Origin of the sequence: Bradyrhizobium sp. 2TAF36 (assembly GCF_052114925.1) — a bacterium.
Taxonomy (GTDB): domain Bacteria; phylum Pseudomonadota; class Alphaproteobacteria; order Rhizobiales; family Xanthobacteraceae; genus Bradyrhizobium; species Bradyrhizobium barranii.
In genome coordinates this window covers 225,261-245,959 of the sequence record NZ_JBFRFR010000010.1, presented here as the reverse complement: position 1 = coordinate 245,959, position 20,699 = coordinate 225,261, and the positions used below count along the sequence as shown (strand labels likewise).

At 65.1% G+C, this 20,699-nt stretch carries 24 protein-coding genes; 19 read left to right on the top strand and 5 right to left on the bottom strand.

Going from position 1 to position 20,699, the window contains the following annotated elements:
• Nucleotides 1-151: 151 nt before the first annotated feature.
• From AB4Z51_RS08125 to AB4Z51_RS08110, 4 genes are all read left to right on the top strand, one after another.
• Complete coding sequence (locus tag AB4Z51_RS08125; RefSeq protein WP_071909388.1) at nt 152-577, top strand: hypothetical protein; 426 nt, start codon at nt 152-154, stop codon at nt 575-577.
• A 136-nt stretch (nt 578-713) separates the two neighbouring features.
• On the top strand, nt 714-2,591 hold the full coding sequence (htpG, locus tag AB4Z51_RS08120; RefSeq protein ID WP_063985743.1) for a molecular chaperone HtpG: 1,878 nt from the start codon (nt 714-716) through the stop codon (nt 2,589-2,591).
• A 127-nt stretch (nt 2,592-2,718) separates the two neighbouring features.
• Complete coding sequence (locus AB4Z51_RS08115) at nt 2,719-2,997, top strand: DUF3551 domain-containing protein (RefSeq protein WP_085398974.1); 279 nt, start codon at nt 2,719-2,721, stop codon at nt 2,995-2,997.
• 33 nt (nt 2,998-3,030) lie between these two features.
• Nucleotides 3,031-3,300 carry a DUF3551 domain-containing protein gene (locus AB4Z51_RS08110; RefSeq protein WP_085398975.1) on the top strand — a complete coding sequence of 90 codons (270 nt, stop codon included), beginning with the start codon at nt 3,031-3,033 and terminating at the stop codon, nt 3,298-3,300.
• 44 nt (nt 3,301-3,344) lie between these two features.
• Here the strand turns inward: AB4Z51_RS08110 and AB4Z51_RS08105 are convergent, their stop codons facing one another.
• Nucleotides 3,345-4,049, bottom strand: a complete 705-nt coding sequence (locus AB4Z51_RS08105) for an SGNH/GDSL hydrolase family protein (RefSeq protein WP_085398976.1) — start codon at nt 4,047-4,049, stop codon at nt 3,345-3,347.
• A 285-nt stretch (nt 4,050-4,334) separates the two neighbouring features.
• Here AB4Z51_RS08105 and AB4Z51_RS08100 point away from each other — a divergent pair, with 285 nt between their 5' ends.
• The 5 genes from AB4Z51_RS08100 to AB4Z51_RS08080 all read left to right on the top strand — a co-directional run bounded on the left by AB4Z51_RS08100 (nt 4,335) and on the right by AB4Z51_RS08080 (nt 9,177).
• Nucleotides 4,335-6,149 carry a long-chain-acyl-CoA synthetase gene (locus tag AB4Z51_RS08100; protein ID WP_085398977.1) on the top strand — a complete coding sequence of 605 codons (1,815 nt, stop codon included), beginning with the start codon at nt 4,335-4,337 and terminating at the stop codon, nt 6,147-6,149.
• A gap of 363 nt (nt 6,150-6,512) precedes the next feature.
• Nucleotides 6,513-6,758 carry an acyl carrier protein gene (locus tag AB4Z51_RS08095; RefSeq protein ID WP_014491754.1) on the top strand — a complete coding sequence of 82 codons (246 nt, stop codon included), beginning with the start codon at nt 6,513-6,515 and terminating at the stop codon, nt 6,756-6,758.
• Nucleotides 6,745-8,127, top strand: coding sequence for a class I adenylate-forming enzyme family protein (locus AB4Z51_RS08090; protein ID WP_441497223.1), 1,383 nt, complete (start codon nt 6,745-6,747; stop codon nt 8,125-8,127). Before AB4Z51_RS08095 ends, AB4Z51_RS08090 begins: the two co-directional genes overlap by 14 nt.
• On the top strand, nt 8,120-8,842 hold the full coding sequence (locus AB4Z51_RS08085) for an SDR family NAD(P)-dependent oxidoreductase (RefSeq protein WP_071909394.1): 723 nt from the start codon (nt 8,120-8,122) through the stop codon (nt 8,840-8,842). The genes AB4Z51_RS08090 and AB4Z51_RS08085 overlap by 8 nt, the downstream gene beginning before the upstream one ends.
• A 125-nt stretch (nt 8,843-8,967) precedes the next feature.
• Nucleotides 8,968-9,177, top strand: coding sequence for a hypothetical protein (locus tag AB4Z51_RS08080; RefSeq protein WP_094183850.1), 210 nt, complete (start codon nt 8,968-8,970; stop codon nt 9,175-9,177).
• A 4-nt stretch (nt 9,178-9,181) separates the two neighbouring features.
• On the opposite strand, the gene AB4Z51_RS08075 is transcribed toward AB4Z51_RS08080, so the two are convergent.
• Nucleotides 9,182-9,559, bottom strand: coding sequence for a hypothetical protein (locus tag AB4Z51_RS08075; RefSeq protein WP_085398979.1), 378 nt, complete (start codon nt 9,557-9,559; stop codon nt 9,182-9,184).
• Between the two features lie 223 nt (nt 9,560-9,782).
• Here AB4Z51_RS08075 and AB4Z51_RS08070 point away from each other — a divergent pair, with 223 nt between their 5' ends.
• Nucleotides 9,783-10,937, top strand: coding sequence for a DUF3095 domain-containing protein (locus AB4Z51_RS08070; RefSeq protein ID WP_441497222.1), 1,155 nt, complete (start codon nt 9,783-9,785; stop codon nt 10,935-10,937).
• On the opposite strand, the gene AB4Z51_RS08065 is transcribed toward AB4Z51_RS08070, so the two are convergent.
• The 3 genes from AB4Z51_RS08065 to AB4Z51_RS08055 all read right to left on the bottom strand — a co-directional run bounded on the left by AB4Z51_RS08065 (nt 10,934) and on the right by AB4Z51_RS08055 (nt 13,470).
• Nucleotides 10,934-11,368, bottom strand: a complete 435-nt coding sequence (locus AB4Z51_RS08065) for a DUF2147 domain-containing protein (RefSeq protein WP_085398981.1) — start codon at nt 11,366-11,368, stop codon at nt 10,934-10,936. The genes AB4Z51_RS08070 and AB4Z51_RS08065 overlap by 4 nt on opposite strands.
• A 106-nt stretch (nt 11,369-11,474) precedes the next feature.
• Nucleotides 11,475-12,860 carry an MATE family efflux transporter gene (locus tag AB4Z51_RS08060; protein ID WP_085398982.1) on the bottom strand — a complete coding sequence of 462 codons (1,386 nt, stop codon included), beginning with the start codon at nt 12,858-12,860 and terminating at the stop codon, nt 11,475-11,477.
• 82 nt (nt 12,861-12,942) lie between these two features.
• Nucleotides 12,943-13,470, bottom strand: a complete 528-nt coding sequence (locus tag AB4Z51_RS08055) for a GNAT family N-acetyltransferase (RefSeq protein WP_063985731.1) — start codon at nt 13,468-13,470, stop codon at nt 12,943-12,945.
• Between the two features lie 232 nt (nt 13,471-13,702).
• Here AB4Z51_RS08055 and AB4Z51_RS08050 point away from each other — a divergent pair, with 232 nt between their 5' ends.
• From AB4Z51_RS08050 to AB4Z51_RS08010, 9 genes are all read left to right on the top strand, one after another.
• The gene (locus tag AB4Z51_RS08050; protein WP_063985730.1) at nt 13,703-14,299 is read left to right on the top strand and encodes a superoxide dismutase; all 597 of its coding nucleotides are present in this window, start codon (nt 13,703-13,705) and stop codon (nt 14,297-14,299) included.
• Between the two features lie 215 nt (nt 14,300-14,514).
• A complete protein-coding gene (locus AB4Z51_RS08045) occupies nt 14,515-15,126 on the top strand; it encodes a permease (protein ID WP_085398983.1) in 612 nt (203 codons plus the stop codon).
• Entirely contained in the window at nt 15,123-15,623 is a 501-nt protein-coding gene (locus AB4Z51_RS08040; RefSeq protein ID WP_008138982.1) for a hypothetical protein, read from the top strand. Before AB4Z51_RS08045 ends, AB4Z51_RS08040 begins: the two co-directional genes overlap by 4 nt.
• A gap of 44 nt (nt 15,624-15,667) precedes the next feature.
• Nucleotides 15,668-15,904: a hypothetical protein gene (locus AB4Z51_RS08035; protein ID WP_085398984.1), complete on the top strand. Its 237-nt coding sequence runs from the start codon at nt 15,668-15,670 to the stop codon at nt 15,902-15,904.
• A 2-nt stretch (nt 15,905-15,906) separates the two neighbouring features.
• On the top strand, nt 15,907-16,659 hold the full coding sequence (locus tag AB4Z51_RS08030) for a metal ABC transporter ATP-binding protein (RefSeq protein ID WP_071909401.1): 753 nt from the start codon (nt 15,907-15,909) through the stop codon (nt 16,657-16,659).
• Nucleotides 16,660-16,665: 6 nt separating this feature from the next.
• Complete coding sequence (locus AB4Z51_RS08025) at nt 16,666-17,535, top strand: metal ABC transporter permease (protein WP_441497221.1); 870 nt, start codon at nt 16,666-16,668, stop codon at nt 17,533-17,535.
• Between the two features lie 2 nt (nt 17,536-17,537).
• Nucleotides 17,538-18,401: a metal ABC transporter solute-binding protein, Zn/Mn family gene (locus AB4Z51_RS08020; RefSeq protein ID WP_085398986.1), complete on the top strand. Its 864-nt coding sequence runs from the start codon at nt 17,538-17,540 to the stop codon at nt 18,399-18,401.
• 54 nt (nt 18,402-18,455) lie between these two features.
• The gene (locus AB4Z51_RS08015) at nt 18,456-19,499 is read left to right on the top strand and encodes a CobW family GTP-binding protein (RefSeq protein WP_014491771.1); all 1,044 of its coding nucleotides are present in this window, start codon (nt 18,456-18,458) and stop codon (nt 19,497-19,499) included.
• A complete protein-coding gene (locus tag AB4Z51_RS08010; protein WP_085398987.1) occupies nt 19,499-20,518 on the top strand; it encodes a WD40 repeat domain-containing protein in 1,020 nt (339 codons plus the stop codon). Before AB4Z51_RS08015 ends, AB4Z51_RS08010 begins: the two co-directional genes overlap by 1 nt.
• Nucleotides 20,519-20,699 lie beyond the last annotated feature (181 nt).

The following is a 20,699-nucleotide window of genomic DNA, read 5'->3' as shown; positions in this document are numbered from 1 at the left end:
CGTTCCAGGCGGGTGAAAATTTTTTTGTGCGGCCTTTTTATGCGCCCTGCCGTGAATTTCGCACACGGTTAAGTGATCTTAACGGCTGAGAACTGCCGGTCCTCCCATCGCGTTGTTCCCGCGATCGCCATGGGGCGAGGGATCGACAGCCATGTTGCAGATGCAAAAGGTATTTTTGGGTGTTGTCGCGATTGCCGCGACGCTTGGTGCCGTCCAGGTCGGTGCCGTCCAGCTGGCCTCTGGCCATGATCTGGCCGACCGCTGGCAGGCGGTCGCCGACAGGCCCACGCAAGATGCGGGTCACAACGTCAACCGTTCCGGCAAGGCCGACCGGTTCGCCGACGTCAAGCAGGCCCCGGTTCCCACCCGCACCGTGTCGATGCGGCTGAACGATCTGGCCGAGACGTCGGTGCTGCTGCGGGTCCGCGCGGTCATCGAGACCGGCAACGCCAAGCCGCCGGTGCTGCTCCAGAACCGGAAGCAGGGTCCCAAGAGGCCGACGATTGCCTGCGAGCCGATGGTCAGCTCCCTGACCGAGGTCGCAAAGCTGCTCCAGCCCGGCCGCTGTGTGACCTGATTCGTCTTCGCCGCCCTTGGCCGCCACGGACAAATCGCCTTCCCGCCGGGAGGGCGATAGTTCACGTCCACTTGATCCCCTATCCCCTCGCGTTATATCCCGGGTTTCTTTCCCCTTTGATTGACCGGGTAAACGCATGACGACGTCAGATACGGCCGCGCATACGCAGCCTTTCCAGGCCGAGGTTTCCGAGCTTCTGCACCTCATGGTGCACTCCGTCTATTCCGAGACCGACATCTTCCTGCGCGAGCTCGTCTCCAACGCATCGGACGCCTGCGACAAGCTGCGCTATGAAGCCATCGCCAGCCCGGCGCTGCTGGGCGAGGGCGACGCGCTCAAGATCCGGATCATCCCCAACAAGACGGCCGGAACGCTCACGATCGCCGACAACGGCATCGGCATGGAGCGCCAGGAGCTGATCGACCATCTCGGCACCATTGCCCGTTCCGGCACCAAGGCGTTCGTCTCGAAGCTGAAGGAGGCCAAGGACGGCCTCGGCCTGATCGGCCAGTTCGGCGTCGGCTTCTATTCCGCCTTCATGGTCGCCGAGAAGATCGTCGTCGTCAGCCGGCGTGCCGGCGAGAGCGACGTGTGGAGCTGGACGTCCTCCGGCGGCTCCGGCTTCGAGATCGCGCACGCAAGCGATGAGGAAGTGGCGCGCGTGGCACGCGGCACCGAGATCGTCCTGCACCTGAAGGACGACGCCAAGAAGTATCTCGAGACCTACGAGATCGAGCGCATCGTCAGTGCCTATTCCGACAACATCCTGTTCCCCATCGAGCTGGTGCCGGAAGAGGGTGAGCCGCGCCAGATCAACTCGGCGAGCGCGCTGTGGCAGCGCTCCAAGTCCGAGCTGACGGCCGAGGACTACAAGAAGGCCTATCAGCAGATCGCCTCCGCCTTCGACGATCCCGCGATGACGCTGCACTACCGCGCGGAAGGCCGCTATTCCTACGCCGTGCTGCTGTTCGCGCCGTCGACGAAGCCGTTCGACCTGTTCGAGCCGAACCGCAAGGGCCGGGTGAAGCTTTACGTCCGCCGCGTCTTCATCACCGACGATGCCGATCTGCTGCCCGGCTATCTCCGCTTCATCCGCGGCGTGGTCGACAGCGAAGATCTCCCGCTCAACATCTCGCGCGAGATGCTCCAGAACAATCCGCAGCTCGCGCAGATCCGGAAAGCCGTGGCGACCCGAGTCGTTTCCGAGCTGGAAAGCCTTGCCGACAAGGACCCGGAGAATTTTGCCAGGATCTGGGACGCCTTCGGCGCAGTGCTGAAAGAAGGCATCTACGAGGATTTCGAGCGGCGCGAAAAGCTGCTGTCCTTGTCGCGCTTCGCCACCACCTCGGGCGAGAAGCGTTCGCTGAAGGACGTCATCGCCGGTTTCAAGCCGAACCAGACCGAGATCTACTATCTCGTCGGCGACAGCATCGAGCGGCTGAAGTCCAATCCGCGGCTGGAAGCCGCGACCGCGCGCGGCATCGAGGTGCTGCTGCTGTCGGATCCGGTCGATGCCTTCTGGACCTCGATGCCATCGGAGTTTGACGGCAAGCCGCTGAAATCGCTGAGCCAGGGCGATCTCAATCTCGACCTGATCCCGCGCACCGACGAGGCCGACGAGGCGAAGAAGGACGAGCCGCAAGCCGACGAGGCCGCTACCATCGCGGTGATCAAGGCCGCGCTCGGCGAGCGCGTCAGCGACGTCAAGGTCTCGACGCGCCTCACCAGCTCCGCCTCCTGCCTCGTCGCCGACAGTCAGGGCCCGAGCCGCGAGCTCGAGCGCATCCTGTCGCAGCAGAACCGCGGCATGCGCACCAAGCCGATCCTCGAGATCAATCTGCGCCATCCGCTGGTGACGGCGATCACCGGGGCGCAGGCCGGCTCCAGGGCGGTCGACGATCTCAGTCTGATCCTGCTCGAACAGGCGCAGATCCTGGACGGCGAATTGCCCGAAGACCCTGCCGCGTTTGCGGCAAGGCTCAACCGGCTGGTCCTGCAGGGGCTGGGCGGGTAGCGCGCGCAGCGCACCCTGCTCACCTTGCCGTCATCCGCCGGAGGAACAGTCGCCTCCGGCGTGGTGTTATGCCATAGGAGGACGTCGGCATCAGATCCGACGCCGCCATCGATTCGAGGATGTCTCCATGCGCCTGCCTGTCCTGACCCTCACCGCGATTGCCACGCTGTTCGTGGCGGCAGATGCCGAAGCCCAGACCTATGATCCGCGCTATCCGGTGTGCATGCACGTCTATACTTCGGGCGGCCGGGGCGGTGGCGGCGACTATTACGACTGCTCCTTCACCTCGATCCCGCAGTGCCGGGCCACGGCGTCGGGCCGCGCGGCGAGCTGCGATGTCAATCCCTATTACGCCTACAACGAACCGCCGCCGCCCCCGCGCAAGCGTCACAAGAAGGTGCAGTAGTTGTTCGCGATGCGGCACGCAGCAACATCCCTCATGCGTTTCTCATCCGGCCTGATCATCACCGTCGGCGCGCTGACCGCAGCTGCGCCGTCGCATGCGCAGACCTTTGATCCCAGCTTTCCCGTCTGCATGCACGTCTATTCCGGCGCGAACGGCGGCGGCGGGGAGTGGTACGATTGCTCCTTCACGTCGCTGCCGCAGTGCCGCGCCACGGCGTCGGGCCGCGCCGCGACCTGCGATCTCAATCCGTATTATCCGGTCAACGTTGCGCCGCCGCGCCCACGCTACAGGCGAAGCGGCTAGCGCCCACCACCCGTTCAGCTGCGAATCCGGCGGAGCATGCAGAACTAGGTGCCGTGAGGCGCCTTGTTGGCAGCCGCGAAGATCGCGTCGGTCAATTGCCAGGTCATCTTGTCCGTGGTCCAGTCGCTGGCGTGCAGCCTGGTGTCATCGCCCGGGTCGACCAAATGGTCGAACGAGATCCTTGCGACCTCGTGCCAGCTCTTCATCAGCGCGAAGCGGCGGAAGACGTTGACCTGTTTCTCGTACGCGATCTGGCTGATCGCCTCGACCATGGCGTCCGCTTTCTGGTGCTTGGCCGGTGTCAGCACCGCAGGCACATATTGAAGGTCCATCAGGATCACGTCGATCCGCTTCGCGCCGAGCAGCTGGTCGACACCCTCACGAATGGCCTTCGTGGTGTCCGCAAACGAGGGACCGTCGGCTTGCCACACCGAATTGGTGCCGACCTGCCAGATGACGAGATCGGGATTGAGATCGAAGACGTCGTGCTCGAACCGCTTCAGCTCCAAAGGAGCGTCTTCGCCGCCGACGCCCCGGTTGATCACCTCGATTCCGACATTTGGAAATTTGATCCGAAGATCCGCCAGCAGCCGTTGCGGATAGGGAGCGATGCCTCCTTCGCCCGCCGTGGTCGACGAGCCGATCGCAACCACTCTGGCCTGCCCACCCTTCACGCGGCTGCCGAAATTCTCCAGGCGCTGGTCGAACGGCGCGGCCTGGACCGGAAACTCTGACGGATCGAAAGCCACGGGACGCCTCCCTTTCGTAGCCATGACAACGCAGGGTAGAAAAGCATAGCCCGTTTACCAGGGAGCGCATAGCCTCGGCGAGGCCGGATCGCTACCCCGTCCCGATCCCCGACAACTCGATCACCTTGCACCAGCGATCGGTCCCCGCCGTCAGCACGCCGCCCAACTCGCCCGCGTCGGACGGCCAGAGTTAATCACGTACTAACCTGGCTTTACCTTGTCTCTTAACACCTGGGCAGGGCATGCGAGCTAAGCTTGGAGAAACAGCAGACACGTTCCGAAAGAATGGACGGCATGACCATCGGCGTCATCGAGCAACCGAAAGTCGCGCGCGCACCTTCGGCTTCAAAGATCTGGCTGAAGGCGATCGAGCTCACCGCACGCATCGAGACGCTGCCGGGCCGGCTGTTCGCCGACGTCGTTGACGATTGGGCGCAGCGTCAGCCCGATCGCACCGCGCTGGTCGCAGATGAGACAACGATCGACTACGCAGGCCTCTCGAAGCGCATCAACCGCTATGCGCGCTGGGCGCGCTCGGTCGGCGTGGCCAAGGGGGATACCGTCGCGCTGATCATGCCGAACGGCATCGACTATCTTGCCGCGTGGCTCGGCATCAGCCGGGTCGGCGGCGTGGTCGCGCTGATCAACACCAGGCTCGTCGGCCAGTCGCTCGCGCATTGCGTCGATGTGGCCAGGCCGTCGCATGTCATCGTCGCGCACGAGCTCATGGAAGCCTTGGACGGCGCGTCGCCGCACCTGAAGACAGAAGCAAAAGTCTGGACCCATGGCGATGCCCGCAGCGAGCGCGCGATCGACGTCGCACTTGTCGCGCTCGAGGACGGGCCGCTCTCGCCGGACGAGCATGGCGACGTGACGATCAACGACCGGGCCCTGCTGATCTACACCTCCGGGACCACCGGCCTGCCGAAGGCGGCGAGCATCAGCCACCGACGCATCCTCAACTGGGGCTTCTGGTTCGCCGGCCTCACCGGCGCCAGCCCGCAGGACCGGCTCTATGATTGCCTGCCGCTGTTCCACTCGGTCGGCGGCATCGTCGCGCCGTGCAGCATGCTCGCCGCCGGCGGCTCCGTGGTGATCGCGGAAAAATTCTCGGCCTCGAACTTCTGGCCCGACATCGTGCGGCACGATTGCACGCTGTTCCAGTACATCGGCGAGCTCTGCCGCTACCTTCTGAAGGCGGCGCCGTCCGAATACGAGAACCGTCACCGCCTGCGGCTCGTCTGCGGCAACGGCCTGCGCGGCGACATCTGGGAGGATTTCCAGGGCCGCTTTGCCATTCCGCGCATCCTCGAATTCTATGCAGCGACCGAAGGCAATTTCTCGCTGTTCAACGTCGAGGGCCAGCCGGGTGCGATTGGACGCGTTCCGCCATTGCTCGCGCATCGCTTTCCGGCGGGGCTCGTCAAGCTCGATCCTGATAGCGGTGCACCCTTGCGCAACGAAGAGGGCTTTTGCGTTGCCTGCGCCCGGGGCGAGGCCGGCGAAGCCATCGGCCGCATCGGCACCGCGGACGAGGGCGGTGGCCGTTTCGAGGGCTATACCGACGCGGGCGAAACCGAGAAGAAAATCCTGCGCGATGTCTTTGCCAAGGGCGATGCCTGGTTCCGCACCGGCGATCTGATGCGGCTCGACGACAAGGGTTTCTTCCATTTCGTCGACCGCATCGGCGACACCTTTCGTTGGAAGGGTGAGAACGTCGCGACATCGGAAGTCAACGACGCCGTGCGCGATTTCACCGGCGTGATCGATGCCACCACCTATGGCGTCAGCATCCCCGGCACCGACGGCCGCGCCGGCATGAGCGCCATCGTCGTCAACGAGGGGTTTGACATCGAGGGGCTGCCCGCCCATCTCGCGCAGCGTTTGCCGGCTTACGCCCGCCCCGTCTTCATCCGTATCTCCCGCGAGCTCGATGCGACCGAGACGTTCAAGCAGAAGAAGGGCGAACTGGCCCGGGAGGGCTTTGATCCGGGCCTGATAAGCGAGCCGCTGTTCATGCTCGACCCGAAATCCGGCGCCTACATCGCCTTGGACGCTGAGACATATGCGCGTGTCGTCGTTGGTACGATCAGGCTGTAACTCATGAGCACGTTGCCACGAGGCAGGTGCGCTCCCTCCCCCCTTGCGGGGGAGGGCTGGGGAGAGGGGTAGCCCCTGAAAAGGACTAACCGTCATCTCGGGTGTCGCAACAGAATTTGCCAGCGCCGAGAGAGTGTGCCGTGCGGCACCCCTCTCCCTGCCCCTCCCCCGCAAGGGGGGAGGGAATGCGAGCAGCGTGCTCACCTCACTGCAACACGCAGCAAAATCCGCCAGATAGGTCCAATTTTATCTGAATTGTCCAAGAAGCCATTTACTTCTGTCGGGTAAACAACACGGGCCTTGGGGAGGCGGTCCTCAAGAGCCGCTGCAACACGAACCATCAATAACAAGAGTGAGCCAGCCATGTCGGTAAGGTCTAAGGTCATCGAAGCGATCCAGCAGATCGCCAAGGAGCAGCACGTCACGCTTCCTGCGCTCTCGGACGATCTGTCCCTGCACGAGACGGGTTTCGATTCCCTCGCCTTCGCAATTCTGGTGGCGCGCCTCGAGGACGAGACCGGCGTCGATCCCTTCACCATTTCTGAGGACGTAGCGTTCCCCGCCACCGTGGGCGATTTCGTGCGGGCCTACGAAAATGTCCCCGCGTGAGATTTTCGCGCTTCGCGACTATCTAAGCCCGGAGCTCAAGAGCCGCACGATCTCCGACGCCCATCATGTGGTGTCGCTGACGGACGTCCTGGGGCATACGGTCCTGGGCGGCCGCCTGCGTGAGCTGGCGGGCCGATCTGTCCTGCTGAAGCTGTCGGACCAGCTCAAGTCGGGCCTCGCCATGATCGAGCTCGACGGTGTCGCGCGGCGCATGCTGCTGTGCCCGCCCGATCTCAATCCTGACCACCTCGACGCGCTGATCGCGGACGCCGAGATCGATGCCGTTGTCACCGATGAGCCCGCGCAGTGGGCCGCAAAGACAATCGCGCTCGCCGTCACCGCGCAATTGCCGCTTCAGGCCGCCACGCCGGCCAGGACCGAACGCGCCACGGAATGGCTGATGCTGACGTCCGGCACGTCGGGCGTACCAAAGATCGCCGGCCACACGCTGGAAGCACTGACGGGCGCCATCGTCGCCGAAGGTCCTGCGCGCGGACTCGCGCCGGTCTGGGCGACATTTTACGACATTCGCCGCTATGGCGGTCTGCAGATCTTCCTGCGCGCCATCCTCTCGGGCGGCTCGATGGTGCTGTCCGATCCGCACGAAGCGCTCGGCGACCACGTCGCGCGGCTGAACACTCGCGGCGTCTCCTATATCTCCGGCACGCCATCGCACTGGCGCAAGCTCTTGATGAGCGGCTCGGCCGCACAGTTCGCGCCGGGATACGTCCGTCTGTCCGGCGAGATCGCCGACCAGGCGGTGCTCGACGGCCTGAAGGCCGCGTTCCCCAATTCCTCCGTCGGTCATGCCTATGCCTCGACCGAGGCAGGCGTCGGCTTTGCCGTGAATGATGGGCTGGAGGGCTTTCCGGCCGATTATCTCGGCAACCGCAACGGTGTCGAGATGAAGGTCGTGGATGGCTCGCTGCGCATCCGCTCGACGCGCACGGCGCATGCTTACATCGGCCGCAATGTAGCCGCGCTGACTGATGACGACGGGTTCGTCGACAGCGGCGACATCGTCGAGTTGCGCGGCGACCGCTATTATTTCGTCGGCCGCCGCGGCGGCATCATCAATATCGGCGGGCTGAAGGTTCACCCCGAGGAGATCGAGGCGGTCATCAATCGTCATCCTGACGTGCGGATGTCGCGGGCGAAATCGCGCCGCAGCCCGATCACCGGCGGCATCGTCGTCGCCGACGTGATCCTCGCCGACGGCACCGATCAGGCGCGGGCAAAGGAGATCCGCGACCAGATCCTGGATCGGTGCCGCGCGCAGCTCGCTTCTCACAAGGTGCCGGCGGTGATCCGCTTCGTCGAGGCGCTCGACGTCACTCCGGCCGGCAAACTGGCGCGCACCGATGCATAATGTCCTCGTCACCGGCGGCAGCCGCGGCATCGGCCTTGCGATCGGCAAGCGGCTGGCTGATGCCGGCTATAATGTGATTGCGGCGGCACGGCGCGAGAGCGAAGAGCTCAGGGCGGCGATCGGCCTCTCCGAAGGGCGCCTGCATTTCCGCGCCTGCGACCTCGCCGTGATCGACGCGATCCCGGCCTTCGCGAAGCTTATCCGCGACGAGTTCGGCCCGATCTACGGCCTCGTCAACAATGCCGGCCTCGGCACCGAAGGCCTGCTCGCCACCATGCACAATTCCGAAATCGAGGCGCTGGTGCAGCTCAACGTGCTGTCGCCGATCATCCTCTCCAAATATGTCGCGCGCCAGATGATGGCCGACGGCGCCGGCCGCATCATCAATATGTCCTCGATCATCGCGACCACGGGCTACAACGGCCTGTCCGTCTACGGCGCGACCAAGGCCGCCGCCACCGGCTTCACCCGCTCGCTCGCGCGCGAGGTCGGCAAGCTCGGCATCACCGTGAATGCGATTGCGCCGGGCTTCATCGACACCGAGCTGACCCACAATCTCTCCGACGAAGGACGCAAGCGCATCGCCGGCCGCAGCGCGCTGCGTCGCCTGCCGGAGACCGATGATGTCGCGCGCATGGTCGAATATCTCCTCGGCGAGGGCGGTCGCAACGTCACCGGCACCGTGTTCACGATCGATGCGGGGAATACGGCGTAAGCGGAACTCCGCCGCCACAATTGAGTTGATCCGGGCGATGACATCAAGCCGGAATTGGTCGTAAGATGCCCCGCAATCGGTTGGGTTATGTCAATCGATCTGCCCCAATCGACAGGGAGCAGTCCATGGCCACTTCAAACATGACCGCTTCAAATCAAGCCCGGATCGAGGAGCCTCGCGCGAAGCCGGACGATGTCCATTGCCCCCCGATGACGCATCAGAATTCCGGCGGACACGGTCATGAAATGTATCCGCAGCAATTCGTGCGCCTGGTCGGCTGCCACGACCTCTCTCTCGACGCCCTGCGCAAGCGCGAGGCCGAAAAGCTGCACTAGGCGTTCACTTCGGCAGGTCAATCCGCTCGCGTGAAAATTCCGGCGGCCCTTCGGTCAGGCGGCGGATGCGGCGTTCGCGTTCGTCCGTTGGCAATGCGGGGTCGAGCAGCCGCTCGATCTCGTGCACGGCCAGCGCCTCGATCTTGGTGGCGTCGGATGCGACCGGCTGGGCCGACGAGAATGCCGGGGGCGCGACCTTCAGGCCCAGTTCGACCAGCTTGCAGATCGCAGCCGAACGCGACAAGTGATGAGCTTCAGCCCAGGCGTCGACGGCCGCGGTCAGTCCTTCCGGCATCTTCACCGCGCTGAGCGGATCGAGCCCCGTACGCCGGTGCACCGGAGCGGTCGAGTCCTTGTTGTCGAAGTCGGGCACTTCGATCATCCCATCAATCTCTGGAGATGCCCCGACCATAGCCGCTCTTCCGGCCGGCTGTTTGACGCCGATCAATGACGGATCGCGCCATTTGCGCCGGCGCGATCTTGTTGTCCGGGTGCATTTCGGCCAATGATCGGGAATCGAAAGAGGGGCGCCGGCCGGCGAACCCGGATCGATCCTGCCTCGTATCTTTCCTCGGACGCGCTTCCCAACCATCCGGCATCACCCGATGACATCAGGCGAATCCTTCTACGGCGGCATTCCCGTCTTCCGCGGCTTCACGAGCCTGATGGACCCCGCGCTCTATGCGCCGCTGCCGGATGATTGGAACATCGGCGTCGCCGATATCGTCGATTCCACCAAGGCGATTGCGGCGCAGCGCTACAAGGCGGTCAACATGGCCGGTGCGGCCGTGATCGCGGCGGTGACGAACGCATTGGRGGGGCGCGAATTCCCCTTCGTGTTCGGCGGCGACGGCGCGAGCTTTGCGGTCGCGCCTTCTGATGTCGAACGCGCCCGCGAGGCGCTGGCCGCGACCGCGACCTGGGTGCGGGAAGACCTCGATCTGAAGATGCGCGTCGCGCTGGTGCCGGTGAGTGCGATCCGCGCCCAAGGGCTCGACGTGCGCGTCGCGCGCTTCGGTCCGTCGGCCAATCTGTCCTATGCGATGTTTTCCGGCGGCGGGCTCGCCTGGGCCGACGCCGCCATGAAGCGCGGCGAGTTCGCGGTCGCCGAGGCGCCCGCCGGCACGCAGCCCGATCTTTCCGGCTTGTCCTGCCGCTTCGAGGTGATGCCGTCCGCGCGCGGTCTGATCCTGTCGGTGCTGGTGATGCCGGCGCGCGGTGTCGATCCGCATGCTTTCCGCAAGGTGATCGAGGACATCATTCATCTCGTCGAGCGCAGTCCGGATGGCGGCCGCCCGGTGCCGCCGCAGGGGCCGCCGCTGAAATGGCCGCCGCAGGGGCTGGAATTCGAAGCCCGCACCAAACGCGGCGGTCCGCTGGTCGCGCGCCGCGCCCGCGTGCTGGCCTACACGCTGTTCGTCTATCTGATCATGCGTTTCGACCTCAACGTCGGCGGTTTCGTGCCAAACGTCTACAAGCGCCAGGTGGTCGAGAATTCTGACTTCCGCAAATATGACGACGGCCTGCGCATGATCCTCGACTGCACCCCGCAGCTCGAGCGCGCGTTGAGCGACCGTCTCGCGGCTGCGGCGCGCGACGGCGTCGTGCGCTACGGCCTCTACCAGCAGGACGCCGCGATGATGACCTGTTTCACGCCATCAGCCCTGCGCAGCGACCACGTCCATTTCATCGACGGCGCGCGCGGCGGCTACGCGTCGGCGGCAACGGCGTTGAAGGCGATGATGGCAGGCGCGAGCTAGCGTCCCGCGCGCGTCCAGGTCTCGCCGCCGCAGAGCGCGCCGACGCAGCCTTCGACCCGCAGCGAATCCGCACCCGTCACGGAGACGTTGCTCGCATAGGTGCTGCCGTCATCGGCATTGTAGATCTGGCCCGACCATTTGTTCGGCCCTGAGGGCTCCATGCCGCTGAACAGCGGCAGGCCGATCATCGCGCGTTTGGCGAGCGCGGGATTGGGATTCTTGCTGTCGGTCGCAGGCTGGCCAGTCGCGGTGTCATAGGGCTCGCGCAGCCAGACGATATGGCCGCAGATGCCGCCGCCGCATTTGCTGATCTTGACGCGCGCATCGCCGGCCTGAGTCAGCCAGGTCCCATCGGCGCTCTGCGCGTGGGCGGCAGTCGCACCAAACAGCGTAGTCAGGATGACGGAAAGGATGGCGAATCTGCCGAACATAGAGAGCCCCCGAAAATGGAGGCGCCTCCATAGCAGTCCGGCAGGATAGTGCAACGCTGGATGGAATCACATTCCTGCGTTTATCTGCCCGCTTATTTGCCTGCGCTCATTTGCCCCAGCGGGCGAAGGCGACCGAGGCTGCGGTCGAAAGTCCGAACACGACCATGGCGCCGCCGACCAGTGCGAACAAGGTCCAGGCCGGCGCCTGCGCAGTCATTAGACCGACGCCGCCGATCGCGACGATCAGCAGCCTCGCCGTGGAAGCCAGCACCGGACCGCCGACGCGCGCCGCGCCTTGCGAGGAGAAGTACAGCGACACGCCCATGCCGAAGAACGCGAAGGCCGGGCCGGCCCAGTGGAAATAGCTGTGCGCCGCCGCGGCGACGCCGGGATCCCCGGTGAAGAGCGATACCCACAGCGCCGGATCAAGCGCGATGACGAGGCCGATCAGGCCGACGGTCAATCCCGAAGCCGCGGCTGCGGTCCAGGCGACACGCCGCGCGCGTTTCACATGTCCGGCGCCCATCGCCATGCCGACCATCGGCACCGAGGCGATGCCGAAGGCGAAGGTGATCGGGATCAGCAGGAATTCCAGCCGCGAGCCGATGCCGTAGCCGGCCAGCATCTCGGTGCCGAAGGTCGCGAGGATTTTTGTGAAGATCAGAATCGTGAGCACGGTCTGGAGCGGCGACAGACAGGCGACCGCGCCGACCTTGAGGATGTCCAGGAACATCGCGCGTTCGAAATGGAAGGCGCGGACCTTCAGCGGCAGCCGGCTGCGGCCGGACAGGAGATACCAGAGGAAGAAGATCGCCGCGCAGGTGAAGGCGATCAGCTGGCCGGCGGCGACACCGGGCATGCCGAATTGCTTCACGCCGAACAGGCCGAGCCCCAGCGTGCCGCCGAGCGCGATCTGGAGCGCGCTCGCCCCGATCAGCGTCATTGAAGGCAGGCGCATGTCGCCGGTGCCGCGGATCACCGAGGCCAGCGTGTTGACGAGCCAGATCGCGACCGCGCCGGAGAACAGCATTTGCGAATAGCCGCTGGCTTCCTCGAGCACGCGCTCGCGTCCGCCGAGCAGCGTGAAGAAGCTGCGGCCGAAAGCTAGCATCATCACCGTGAAGAACAGCCCGCCGCAGAGGCCGATGATGGCGGCATGCAGCGCCAGCGTCGCGGCGCGGTCACGATCGCCTGCGCCGAGCGCGCGGCTGATCGCGGACGAAACGCCACCGCCCATTGCGCCCGCGCTCATCATCTGCGTCAGCATCGCGAACGGAAACACTAGCGCGATCGCCGCCAGCGGAATGGTGCCGAGCCGGCCGATATAGGAGGTCTCGGCAATCGCAACCAGCGTGCTGCCGACCATCGCGATCATGTTGGGGATCGCGAGCCGCAGCAGTGTCGGCAGGATCGGCGCCGTCAGCAGGCTCGCAATGGGGGAAGCGACCGGTGCACGTGGCGGCGCGGCGTCTGCGGAGGCGTCGATCGTCATGTTCACCGGGCGGAATATTGGATGACGATCGACATCTTATCGGGCGCAGCATCTTCGCGCCAGTCCTCCCCTCACGCAGGGCTCACCAGGGCAGGCCGCATAGGTCGATGGTGCCCAGCGTCGGCGCGCGGACGATGTTGAAGACGTAGGGCGCCATGTAGTCGAAGCGGATCCGACCCTCCGGCTGCTCGCAATAGACCTCGCCCTTGAAGGGCAGCCAGCTGCGGGCCTCGTAGAACGCAAAATTGTTCGATTCGGAGAACAGCAGCCCGAAACGGACCGCCTCGTTGGCGCGCATGGTGTGGATGGCTGCGTCGATCGCCATGGTCGCGTAGCCGCGGCCGCGCCGGTCCTCGCGGGTGCAGACCCCGCCGATGCCGCCGATGTGAACCTTCTGTCCATTCCAGGTGACGGTACGGAAGTAGATGCCGACGTGGCAGACGAGGCCGTCCTCGGGCGTCTCGATCAGCACGCGAAGGTCGGCATTGGCCCATTTAACGTGGCTCCACGACGGCTTCTCGGCGGCGTCGCGTCCCCAGACCGCACTGAGCAGGGGCTGTGCGATCCGCCACGAAGCGTCGCCGTTCAGGATGTCGATCTCGATGCTCATTGCCTTCTCTTTCGCATCTCCGCGCCGTGGTGCGTTCGTTCTGCCATAAGCGCCTCAAAGGCAATGATATTTTACGGCCTGTCGAAGCGCGCCCCACGATGCGTCGATTTTATGCAATCCGGCCAATCGGCCGCATCACGCAATTTCGCAAATTGGCGGTATTTAACGGCGGTGGAACCTTCTATAAGAGTCCCCGTTAAGCCAGTTCCCCATCAGTCGCGGACAACAACCCATGACCTTTACGCTGCCCCCACTCCCTTACGCCTATGACGCCCTCGGCCAGTTCATGTCGAAGGAGACGCTGGAATTCCACCACGACAAGCATCATCAGGCCTACGTCACCAACGGCAACAACGCGCTTAAGGGCACCGAATGGGAAGGCAAGTCCCTTGAGGAGATCGTCAAGGGCTCGTTCGGCAAGAACCCGGCCGTGTTCAACAATGCCGGCCAGCACTACAACCACATCCACTTCTGGAGCTGGATGAAGCCCAATGGCGGCGGCACCAAGCTGCCGGGCAAGCTCGAGAAGAAGATCAACGAGGACCTCGGCGGCTTCGAGAAGTTCAAGACGGACTTCCAGGCGGCCGGCGTTGGCCAGTTCGGCTCCGGCTGGGCTTGGCTGCAGGTCAAGAACGGCAAGCTCGAGATCGCCAAGACCCCGAACGGCGAGAATCCGCTGGTGCACGGCGCTACCCCGATCCTCGGCGTGGACGTCTGGGAGCACTCCTACTACATCGACTATCGCAACCGCCGTCCGGACTATCTGAAGGCTTTCGTCGAGAACCTCGTGAACTGGGAATACGTCGAGTCCCTGTTCGACAAGGCCTGAGCCATCACACTTTCCGGGTGCGGCGTCGCCGCTCCGGGATGACGAACTCGAAGAGGCGGTCGCATGCGCGGCCGCCTTTTTGCTGTGCGGAATTCGACTGCTGCTTCGCATGGCCCTGCGCGAGATGCGCATCGCTTCCCATCATCGTACTGTTTGCATCGCATGGGCGGCGCCCTTAATCAGGATGGGCATCACCCTCGAGCCCACCGAGCCCGTTGTCAGAGCCTTCCCCGAACAATCCGGCGCCTGCCGAGGACGCGGAGTCCGAGCCGCGGCCGGGGCGTGTGCGCAAGCCGATCGGCTGGTCGACCATCATCATCGCGGTGCTGGTGGCGGTGAGCGCGGGCCTGGTCTGGCGGCGTGATGGCACAGACGGTGTCCTGGAGATTCTCACGCACGACCTCTCGCTGTTCGGCGGCATCCTGCCGCGCGTGCTGGCGGGCTGCCTGCTCGGGGCCTTCATCTCCGAAATCCTGCCGCACGAAAAAGTCTCGCGCTCGCTCGGGCCGAAATCGGGCCTGATGGGCCTTTTGATCGGCACCGCCTTCGGCGCGATCCTGCCGGGCGGACCCTTCACCGCCTATCCGGTGGCGAGCGCGCTGCTCGCTGTCGGCGCCGATTTCGGCGCCACCATCGCCATGGTCGTGAGCTGGACCCTGATCGGGTACGGCCGCGCGGTGGCCTGGGAAATCCCGATCATGGGCACCGACTTCACACTGTGGCGGATCCTGATCTCGCTGCCGCTGCCGGTGCTCGCCGGCGCGCTCGGCCGCTTCGTCTATGTCCGGATCTATCCGCAGCCGGCCGCGAAGGACGACGAGACTTGAGCGCGGCGCTTCTGATCGACATCCTGCTGTGGGGCTCGGTGTTCGGCGTCGGCCTGATCGCCTTCCGCCGCGGCCCACCGGTGTTCAAGGCCTCGCTCCGCGAAGGCTCCATGGACTTCATCAACATCGTGCCGCGCATTGCGCTCGGAGTGATCGGCTCCGGCTACATCGCCGCCATCATCCCGCAGGAGGTGATCACCGGCTGGCTCGGGCCGGACAGCGGCTGGCTCGGGGTTGCGACCGCCGTGGTCGCCGGCGCCGCCACCCCCGGCGGACCCGTGATCGGCTTTTCCATCGGCACGGTAGCGCTGAAGTCGGGCGGTGGGGTGCCGCAGGTGGTCGCCTATGTCGTGGCCTGGGCCCTGTTCGCCTTCCAGCGGGTGATTTTATGGGAAATCCCGTTCATGCCGGCCCGGTTCGTCTGGTTCCGCTGCGCCGTCTCGGTGCCGTTCCCGTTCGTCGCCGCCGCCATCGCGATGGTGATCGGCAAGCCCTGAGCCGGCCGTGGACAGGGGTAATGTTATAATATAACGTCGCTGGCATGGTTCCCGCCGCGTCCCACGCCCATCACCACGACCACGTTCATGACCATTCTCATGGCGACGGGCATTCGCATGGGCACGACCATACCCACGCCCATGTCCATGATGCGGCCTCGCCCCATCCGGCCCAGGACGCGCCTTGGTCGATCCTGCGCATGACCATGGCCGGCCGCCTCGCGGCCGCGCTTGCCGTCTGCGCCGTGCTCTGGGGCGTGGTCTTCCTGGCGATGAGGTGACCATGGCGGCCGTGCACTTCCATAATGTCACGCTCGGCTACGACCGGCATCCGGCCGTGCATCATCTCAACGGCGAGGTCGCCTCCGGTGCGCTGGTCGCCGTGATCGGCCCGAACGGCGCCGGCAAGTCGACGCTGTTGCGCGGCATCGTCGGCATCCTCCGGCCGCTCGACGGCAGCATCCATCTCGGCGGGCTCGATAGCCGCGATATCGCCTATCTGCCGCAGAGCGCGGAGATCGACCGCAGCTTCCCGATCTCGGTGTTCGACTTCGTCGGCACCGGGCTGTGGCGCGACGCGGGCCTGTTCGGGGGCATCGGCAAGGCTGCGCGGGAGAAGATCCTGCGCGCGATCGCCTCCGTCGGCCTCAACGGCTTTGAGAACCGCCCCATCGGCACGCTCTCGGGCGGGCAGATGCAGCGCATCTTGTTCGCGCGCGTGCTGCTCCAGGACGCGCGCCTGATCGTGCTCGACGAGCCCTTCAACGCCATCGACAGCAAGACCACGGCCGATCTGCTCGCGCTGGTGAAGCACTGGCACGGCGAAGGCCGCACCGTGCTCGCCGCGCTGCACGACATGGAAATGGTGCGCAACCATTTCACCGAAACACTGGTGCTGGCGCGCGGCCCCGTGGCCTGGGGACCGACGGCGGAGGTGCTGACGCCGGAAAACCTGCTGGTCGCGATGCGGATGTGCGAGGCTTTTGACGATAGTGCCACGGCTTGCGCCGAGGACGGACACTCGCGGGCGGCGTGATCGCAGATGATCTATGACGCGCTGATCGGCCCGTTCACCGAATTCGAGTTCATGCGGCGCGCGCTCGCCGCCGTGATCGCGCTGTCGCTGGCGGGCGCGCCGATCGGCGTGTTCCTGATGCTGCGGCGGATGAGCCTCGTCGGCGATGCCATGGCGCATGCGATCCTGCCTGGCGCGGCCGTCGGCTTCCTGCTCTCCGGCCTCAATCTGTTCGCGATGACGGCCGGCGGCCTGGTTGCAGGCTTTGCGGTTGCGATCCTCGCCGGCGTGGTCGCGCGTTCGACCGGGCTGAAGGAGGACGCCTCGCTTGCGACCTTCTATCTGGCCTCGCTGGCGCTGGGCGTCACCATCGTCTCGATCAAGGGCACCAACATCGACCTGTTGCACGTGCTGTTCGGCAACATTCTCGCGATGGACGACCAGACCCTGCTGGTGGTGGCCTTCAACGCCACGGTGACGCTGCTGGTGCTCGCGGTGATCTATCGCCCGCTGGTGATCGAGAGCGTCGATCCCCTGTTCCTGCGCACCGTCAGCCGCGCCGGCGGTCCCGCGCATCTCGCCTTCCTCGCGCTCGTCGTGATCAACCTCGTCAATGGCTTTCAGGCGCTGGGCACGCTGCTCGCGGTGGGCCTGATGATCCTGCCGGCGGGCATTGCCCGGTTCTGGTCGCGCGATCTCACTGTGATGATCTGCATCGCCGTCGTCGCTGCCGCCGTCTCGGGCTATGCGGGCCTTGTGCTGTCGTTCCAGACCCGCGTGCCGTCGGGCCCTGCGATCATTCTGCTGGCGACGGTGCTTTACATCGTCTCGGTGCTGTTCGGCCGCGTCGGTGGTATCGTCCGGCAGATGTTTCCCGGCCGGCATCTGGACGCGTGACGATGCGGCGTCTCCTGCTTTGTGTGCTCCTGCTGATCGCCTCGCCGCTGCATGCGGCCGAGCGGCTCAACGTCGTCGCGAGCTTCTCGATCCTCGGCGATTTCGTCCGGACCGTTGGCGGCGATCGGGTCGACGTCACGACGCTGGTCGGCCCCGACAGCGACGTCCACGTCTACACGCCCGCGCCAAGCGATGCGAAGCGGATTGCGGATGCAAACCTCGTCATCGTCAACGGGCTCGGCCTCGAAGGCTGGCTGCCCCGTCTGGTGCAGTCCGCAGGAAGCAAGGCGCAGGTGGTCACCGTGAGTGCCGGCATCGTACCGCTGAAGCTCGGCTCGGCCGCGGATCCGCATGCCTGGCAGTCCGTCCCCAACGCCAGGATCTATGTGAGCGACATCGCCAATGCGCTGGCCGCGGCCGACCCTGACGACGCCGAGTTCTTCCGCGCCCGGGCAAAGGCCTATCTGGACAAGCTCGAAGCGCTCGACCGCGAGGTGCGGGAGGCCGTGGCGAAAATCCCGCCGGAGCGGCGCAAGGTGATCTCCACCCACGACGCCTTCGGCTATTTCGCCGCCGAATACGGTGTCCAGTTCGTGGCCCCCTTGGGGGTCTCCACGGAGACCGAGCCCAGCGCGCGGGACATCGCCGCCATCATCGGCCAGATCAAGGCCCAAAAGATCCCGGCTGTGTTCCTGGAAAACATCAGTGATGACCGTCTGATCCGGCGGATCGCGGCCGAGACCGGGGCCAAGGTCGGCGGGACCCTGATTTCGGACGGTTTGACCGGCGAAAAGGGGCTTGCACCCACTTACATTGATATGGTCAGGCACAATATAAAGGCCCTGACCAGCGCGCTTGACCACTAGGGCAGGGGGCCACCCCGCCTCGCGTCGCGCGGAAAAGCCCGACCCGGAGTTGTCATGTCTGAAGCGTCCCAAAAAATTCCCGTGACCGTGCTGACCGGCTATCTCGGCGCCGGCAAGACCACGCTGTTGAACCGCATCCTGTCGGAAAACCACGGCAAGAAATACGCCGTCATCGTCAACGAATTCGGCGAGATCGGCATCGACAACGATCTCATCATCGGCGCCGATGAGGAAGTGTTCGAGATGAACAACGGCTGCATCTGCTGCACCGTGCGCGGCGACCTCGTGCGCATCATGGACGGCCTGATGAAGCGCAAGGGCAAGTTCGACGCCATCATCGTCGAGACCACCGGCCTTGCCGATCCCGCGCCTGTCGCCCAGACCTTCTTCGTCGACGAGGACGTGCAGAAGAACGCGCGGCTCGACGCGGTCGTCACGGTCGCCGACGCCAAATGGCTGTCCGACCGGCTCAAGGATGCGCCCGAGGCCAAGAACCAGATCGCGTTCGCCGACGTCATCGTGCTGAACAAGACCGATCTCGTCACCAAGCCGGAGCTTGCCGAGGTCGAGGCCCGCATCCGCGCCATCAACCCCTATGCCAAGCTGCATCGCACCGAGCGCTGCTCGGTCGCCCTGGCGGACGTGCTCGACCGCGGCGCCTTCGACCTCGACCGCATCCTCGACATCGAGCCGGATTTCCTGGAGGCCGATGATCATGACCACGACCATGATCATCACCACCATGGCCACGACCATCACCACCATGATCACGGCCACGGCCTGAAGCACTATCACGACGAGGACATGCAGTCGCTGTCGCTCAAGACCGACAAGCCGCTCGATCCGAACGTGTTCATGCCCTGGCTCCAGAACCTGGTGCAGGTCGAGGGCGGCAAGATCCTGCGCTCGAAGGGGATCCTCGCCTTCCACGACGATGATGACCGCTATGTCTTCCAGGGCGTCCACATGATGCTGGAGGGCAACCACCAGCGGAAGTGGAAGGACGGCGAGCCGCGCGAGAGCCGCCTCGTCTTCATCGGTCGCGAATTGCCGGAAAAGGCCATTCGCGAGGGTTTTGAGAGCTGCATCGTCTCGTGATGAAAGAATTTACGCCGGCCCCCGATTCCGCCTCGATCGTCTCCGTCACCGATCGCGTCAAGCCTGTTACGCTCGGCATGGGCGTGACCTCGGTGTATTTCCTCGGGCCCCGCGCCGCCTTCGTCAGCGGCGAGGAGAATGTCGCGTTCGTCGACGCCAAGGGCGAGATCACGACGGTCGCCGTGCATGGCGGCGGCATTCTGTCGACCGCCTCCGATGGCAAGCGCCTCATCATGGGCGGCGACGACGGCAAGGTCGTGTCGCTCGACGCCAAGGGTGAGGTGACGCTGCTCGCCACCGACCCCAAGCGGCGCTGGATCGACGCGGTGGCGCTGCATCCCGACGGGGCCTATGCCTGGTCGGCCGGCAAGACGGCCACCGTCAAGAGCGGCAAGACCGAGGAGAAGTCGCTCGAGGTGCCCTCGACCGTCGGCGGCCTCGCCTTCGCGCCGAAGGGCCTGCGGCTCGCGATCGCGCATTACAACGGCGCGACGCTGTGGTTTCCGAACATGGAAGGATCCGCCGAATTCCTGCCCTGGGCCGGCTCGCATCTCGGCGTCACCTTCAGCCCCGACAACAAGTTCCTGGTCACCACGATGCACGAGGCGGCGCTGCACGGCTGGCGGCTTGCCGACAACAGGCACATGCGCATGACCGGCTATCCCGGCCGCGTCCGTTCGATGTCCTGGAGCGCGGGCGGCAAAGGGTTGGCGACTTCGGGTGCCGACACCATCATCATCTGGCCGTTCGGCAGCAAGGACGGCCCGATGGGCAAGGAGCCCGCGATGCTCGCGCCGCTGCAGGCGCGCGTGTCGGTGGTCGCCTGCCATCCGAAGAACGACATCCTCGCCGCCGGTTACAGCGACGGCACCGTGCTGATGGTGCGGCTCGAGGACGGCGCCGAGATCCTGGTCCGCCGCAATGGCACCCCTCCGGTCGCAGCGATTGCCTGGAACGCCAAGGGCACGCTGCTGGCCTTCGCCGACGAAAATGGGGACGGCGGTCTGCTGGAGCTATGAGGCCGACTATCCACAGCCTCTCCCTGTTATGTTATTTTTGTTATCATGTAACATAACCGACAAGCAGCCTCTGTAGGGTCGCAGATGTAGAGAGCACGGCGTGCAATTTCGAATTGCTGCCGTGCGATCGAATGTGCCTGGCGCCGGTTTTTCCGGGGCCAGTGTGCATTTCGAATCCTCG